General features: G+C 77.7%; 1 protein-coding gene. It reads right to left on the bottom strand.

From position 1 onward, the window contains the following. The coding region (locus B2J89_RS21565; protein WP_169170846.1) for an efflux RND transporter periplasmic adaptor subunit at positions 1-582 on the bottom strand (582 nt) is incomplete at both ends.

Here is a 582-nt window from a genome sequence, read left to right as displayed (position 1 = left end):
CTCGGCGCGGCCGCCCTGCGCCACCAGCACCGCGCCCTGGTCGCCGGGCGGGGCCGCCGCCACGCCCGGCATGCCCTGGGCAGGGGCACGCAGCGCCGCCTGGGGCAGCACCAGGGCGCTGTCGCGCCGCCCGGTCTCGACCTCGACCGACAGCGTCATGTCCTCGCGCAGGAAGGCCGGCGCCGGCCCGGCCAGCGCGAATTTGGCCTCGATGGCGCCACGCTGCGCATCGACGGCCGGGGCAATCGTCAGTACGCGCGCGGCAAAGCGCTGGTCGGGAAAGGCGTCGGCCACGACCGTGGCGGGCTGCCCGGGCCGCAGCTGGTCGAGAAAGCGCTCGTCCACCTGGGCGACGAGCTGCGTCGGCCCGGCCAGCGCCAGGCTCAGCAGGGCCTTGCCCGGCTGCACGATCTGTCCGGGCTCCACCGCGCGCACCAGCACGCGCGCATCGGTCGGCGCACGCAGCAGGGTTTGCGCCAGCCGTGCGCGCGCGGCCGCCGTGGCGGCGCGCGCCACATCGAGCTGCGCCTGGGCCTGCACCACGTCGGTGCCGGTGTCGGCGCTGGCCTGCCGCTGCGCGCG

The organism is Acidovorax sp. SRB_24 (assembly GCF_012931925.1).
Note: the sequence above shows the minus strand (reverse complement) of the source record. Positions and strands in the feature narration are given on the sequence as shown.